This is a genomic window from Flavobacterium sp., from assembly GCF_039930565.1.
Lineage (GTDB): Bacteria > Bacteroidota > Bacteroidia > Flavobacteriales > Flavobacteriaceae > Flavobacterium.
Window position 1 is genome coordinate 1 of the sequence record NZ_JBDTTP010000143.1, and the last position, 3908, is coordinate 3908.

The 3908-nt window shown below is 33.0% G+C and carries 4 protein-coding genes; 1 reads left to right on the forward strand and 3 read right to left on the reverse strand.

The window, feature by feature from the left end; genetic code table 11:
• Positions 1 to 227: 227 nt before the first annotated feature.
• From ABI657_RS19035 to ABI657_RS19045, 3 genes are read right to left on the reverse strand one after another with little or no spacing between them, the layout of a single operon-like run.
• A complete protein-coding gene (locus ABI657_RS19035; protein ID WP_348098850.1) occupies positions 228 to 1352 on the reverse strand; it encodes a Gfo/Idh/MocA family oxidoreductase in 1125 nt (374 codons plus the stop codon).
• A gap of 31 nt (positions 1353 to 1383) precedes the next feature.
• Complete coding sequence (locus tag ABI657_RS19040) at positions 1384 to 2469, reverse strand: alpha/beta hydrolase-fold protein (protein WP_348098851.1); 1086 nt, start codon at positions 2467 to 2469, stop codon at positions 1384 to 1386.
• A 30-nt stretch (positions 2470 to 2499) separates the two neighbouring features.
• Positions 2500 to 2988, reverse strand: coding sequence for a hypothetical protein (locus tag ABI657_RS19045; RefSeq protein ID WP_348098852.1), 489 nt, complete (start codon positions 2986 to 2988; stop codon positions 2500 to 2502).
• Positions 2989 to 3690: 702 nt separating this feature from the next.
• On the opposite strand from ABI657_RS19045, the gene ABI657_RS19050 reads away from it, so the two are divergent.
• On the forward strand, positions 3691 to 3908 hold a 218-nt coding region (locus ABI657_RS19050; RefSeq protein ID WP_348098853.1), incomplete at its 3' end, for a hypothetical protein.

A 3908-nucleotide genomic window follows, 5' to 3' on the forward strand; every position in this document is an offset into this window, starting at 1 on the left:
ATATATCACTATCAAAAAAATCTAAATTGGATTCCTGCTTCTAAAATAAATAAAGTAAAAAAAGAAGTGCAAGTTTTGAGTGCTTAATGAAGTGTACGTTTTAAAAATAAGAAAGCTGTTTTGTCAAATGTGAAACAGCTTTCTTTTTATTATAATGGGGTTGGTTGTTGCAATAAATTTCCGTTACATTTTATTTAGAAGATTTAAATATAAATTACTCTATTAATTTACCAATTAAGCACTACTCTTTCCCCCGTATTCATTGCCTTGTAAATTGATTCAATAATTTTCATATCCCTGCGTCCCATTTCTCCCGGCACAATACTTTCCATATTGTTTTTTATTGCTATTGCAATCCCGTCCATTTGTTTTGCCTGTTGTGAAAATTTTGAAAACTCCAGTGTTTTGCCATCAGAAGTTTTGCCTTTTATACCATCATAACTAAAAGCGGGATTTAATTCAAACCAGCCCTTTTCAGTTTCTGCCCTTAGTACGTTTTGATATTCGCCCGAATAACTTGTTCTGCATTCCGCAATTGCTCCGTTTGGCATTTCCATTTGCCAGGTTAATGTTTCTTCAACATCTATAAAGACTTCTTTGTCAGTTACAGGAGGACTTTGAGCAGTTACAGCAACGGGAAGCATTCCGGTAGTATAGATTATGCCTTGTAAACAATAAATACCTAAATCCATCAACGGCCCACCGCCAGCATATTTTTTATCCAGTCGCCACCAGTTTTTTTTAGGGGCTTCAAATGCAAAAGCGGCATTCATTTTTGTTATTTCGCCATATTTTTTTTGAGTTCCCATTTGTACCATTTCCAGATGATAAGGGTCAAAGTGTAAACGATAGCCAATAGATAGTGATTTACCTGCTTTTTTACAAGCTACAATCATTTGATCACATTCTGCAACTGATATTGCCATTGGTTTTTCGCAAATAACATGTTTGCCAGCCTGAGCCGCTCGTATGGTGTATTCCGCATGCATTGAATTGGGTAATACAATATATACAATATCAATGTCGGGATTGTTTTTTATGCTGTCATAATTATCGTAGTTATAAATGTTTTTGTCTGCGATATTGTATTTTTCTTTCCAGTAAGGAATTTTTGATGGAGTTCCAGTCACAATTGCAGCCAAATAGCAATCCTCGGTTTGCAATAAAGCCGGCGCTAATTGCTCTGTAGCATATTTGCCTAAGCCAACTAATGCTACGCCAATTTTTTTCTTCTTGCCAATTAATAATTCATCAAAGTCAACAAAAGAAGAAAGTAAGGGTAAACCTACTGAGGTAATACCGACAGTAAATATAAATTTACGTCTTGAATGATTCGGGATATTTTTTTTCATAGTGGTTTATGATGGTTTGGTTAGATATGATTTATTTTTTGGTAAATACTTCGCTGTTTCCATAACCGTTTAGTTGAAACGTGTTTGGATTTTTAGTATCAAATTCAATATTCAAAAATTCAGATTTGGAATAGAAGGTAGTGTTACCTGATGCTTTAAGAACATAACTGTTGTTCTGATTCTTGTATAAAACCAGTTGATAATTTTCTGTTTTCAATTCCATTATATTGCCATTTGCTGATTGATATTGACCTGCATATTTTTTCAATATGTCTTCGGCAACTTTCATATCCGGTTTTTCAAAAACATATTGGAGTCCTCTGGCATACGTTTCGCTTTTGGTTCCGGAGTGCCCGGTATTTTCAAGTATTTTTGAACGGAATTGCAACGAACCATATTTTTTGTTTTGCATATGGGAGGTCAGCTTTTCAAAATTGCCAACATTTCGCTCTACATCTCCAATGGTCATGAAAAGTTTAGCCGGAGGAGCATTTTTGTTTTCAGAATATTTTTTTTCATACGAATACATTATTTCATTATCCCATCCAATTGCCGGACTTGCAGCGATATAATTGTTAAACATTGTGGGGTGGGTAAATAAGGAATACAGTGTAAACAATCCTCCCAATGAGCAGCCCATTAATGTTCTGTTGCTGTTGTCAACCTTGTAATTTGCATCCATAAAAGGAAATACTTCTGTTTTTATAAAATCTAAAAATTGATCAGCTCCGCCTGCTTGTATCCCCATGCCTAAATTTGTTGGAGTATAATCTCTTGCGCGAAGCAAATCGGCATTGGGTTTAGTTCCGCCCCAGGTAATGCCCACAATAATAATTTCCGGAATAAAACCATCAAAATATTGTTCACCATAAATACTACTAATCAAAGGCAAATCCCATTGGGAATCCATCAAATAGACAACAGCATATTTTTTGTTACTATTGGCATAACCGGACGGCAATACTATTTCCAGATCATATTCCTGACCATTCACTATTTTTGAGGTAATTTTTCGTACTTCAGAACCGGGAATAGTTACTTGCGGATACTGGCCAAAAACAAATTGAGTTAATAAAATTGTGATCCACAGAATTAAATTATTTATATTAATTTTCATAATTATTTGTGACAAAGTGATAAATTAATGCTATTTAAATTTTGTACTAAGCCAATCCATTGCTTTCTCAGCAACTGCTAAATCATCTTCACCGGAAGCTCCGGAAAATGTGGATAAAAGATATCCGGAATCAATTTTTTTAATGGTTCCTCCAATGTAATCAAATTCCCCCACTTTTACAGGTCTGACTTTACTTCCACTGTTTTGTAAGGTCTCAGCCATTTCACTTGCTTTAGAATAAGCGATGGCAATATAATTATAGCCTTCGCTGCCTGTGGCTCCTGCCACAATCATTTTTGATGTCCAGGATTGAGTTTCATTACCGGGAATATATGAAACCAGTCCCACTCCTTTAATATTCATGCGCAGCGCTTCCTGTTTCATAATCTGCAAAGCTTCATCGGCATGAATAATAAATGTTTTTTCTGCTTTTTTTTGTTCTTTTGACATGGTTTGTGCTTTAGCGTTGTTGCTTGCTGTCATAATAATAATGGTTAGTAATAAGTTGGTTAGCTTCATTTTAAGGGTTTGATTTTTAACGAAGTTAATTAAAAATGGAATTATAATTTAAAATTTAAATGCTTTTACTACCTCTGAATTTTAATAGATTCCTTTTTTATTTCGCTTAAAAGAGGCTTCAAAATAAAATTCCTCAGCAGTTCCGAGACAAGAATGCTGTTACAATGGGGAAAAAGTACTTGATGAAACAAATAGATTCTCATAGGGGATTATTTTCGCAGTTGCATAATAACATTCAGCAACAATAAGTAATTTTTAAACTTAACAATAGTGTTGCAGTGAATTATTGTTAAGAAAACAATAAAAATTATTAAAAAAAAGTTAAATAAAATTAATTTTTTAAAGCATTTTTTAAATATTTAATAATATATTTGATCTTAAATTTTCAACAAAAAATCAAAGCTTATGAAGAAAAACTTTACTTTAATACGGTTGCTTTGTATTTTCTCACTAAATATTAAAGGACACACCCAATTTTCAACTGATACTTAAAGTTTTCCAAATTTCGAATAAAAGATCATTTGAATACATTAATTGTTTCGATGAATTCGAGAATAAGAACTATCCCTAATTAATTTCTGAAACAGTACAAATATGCTGTTTTAATATTACTATTGGTGCAGGTATTTTATTATTTCAACAACATTTCAAAACAAAATTATCGCAACTAATTCTAAAAATATAACTAAAAGTATATTAAGTATGAAAAAAGAATTTTACAAAAAAACATTTCGTTTTTTATTAATTAGCGTAATGCTTTTAATCAGCACGGTAAATGCAAATGCACAGTTAGCACCAGGCGATCTTGCAGTTATCGGGATGAATGGTGATGTTGACACCTCCACCACTATACGTAGTTTTGTGGTGGTTGCACTAAATACTATTGCTGCGAATGAGGTAATTTTTATTACTGACCGTGG